General features: G+C 56.3%; 1 protein-coding gene. It reads left to right on the top strand.

What is annotated here, in order from left to right:
- Positions 1-42 precede the first annotated feature (42 nt).
- Positions 43-600 (top strand): SUMF1/EgtB/PvdO family nonheme iron enzyme (locus tag CKO31_RS26380; RefSeq protein WP_200243976.1); only part of this gene is annotated, 558 nt, incomplete at its 3' end.

The raw sequence follows: 600 nt of genomic DNA, 5'->3' as shown, positions 1-600 counted from the left end.
ATCCTGAGGGCACTCGACAACACGGCAAGCTCGGACCCGGACATGGACGATATCTGGGATTCCTTCAATATCGACCATCGGGACCGATGGACGCCTGGGCTCGTACCCGACAGGGAGAACACGATAAAATACGTCGATGCAGTCCATGAGGCTATTCTCGCGCGCATTGTCGAAACGCCACTGACCCCGGAGCATCTCTACCTATACCGGTATGCCATCTACCATCAAAACATGCATATCGAATCCCTGCTTTGGTGTCGCCAAACCCTAGGTTACAACAAGGCGGTTTACAACGACGCGGCGTTTGCCGATGCGTTGTCGGCGGCCCCTTCCACACCGGGCCCGTCGCCGATGCGTGCCGAAGACGTCGTGGTGAGCTCCGGCGTATACCGAATCGGAATGCCGAACCGTGATACGCACGCCGCCGGGTGTTTCGCATTCGATAACGAGAAGCCCGGATTCGAAATCGAGCTAGACGCCTTCGCTATCTCTCTTACGCTGGTGTCCAATGAAGAGTACAAGGCATTCGTCGAAGATGGCGGCTACAAGAGAGCTCGATTATGGAGCCGGGGCGGAAAGAAATGGCTTGCTAGCCCACAA

This window comes from Thiohalocapsa halophila, from assembly GCF_016583825.1.
GTDB classification, from domain to species: Bacteria; Pseudomonadota; Gammaproteobacteria; order Chromatiales; family Chromatiaceae; genus Thiohalocapsa; species Thiohalocapsa halophila.
The sequence above is the reverse complement of the archived record's forward strand: the minus strand, read 5'-3'. Positions and strand labels throughout refer to the sequence as shown.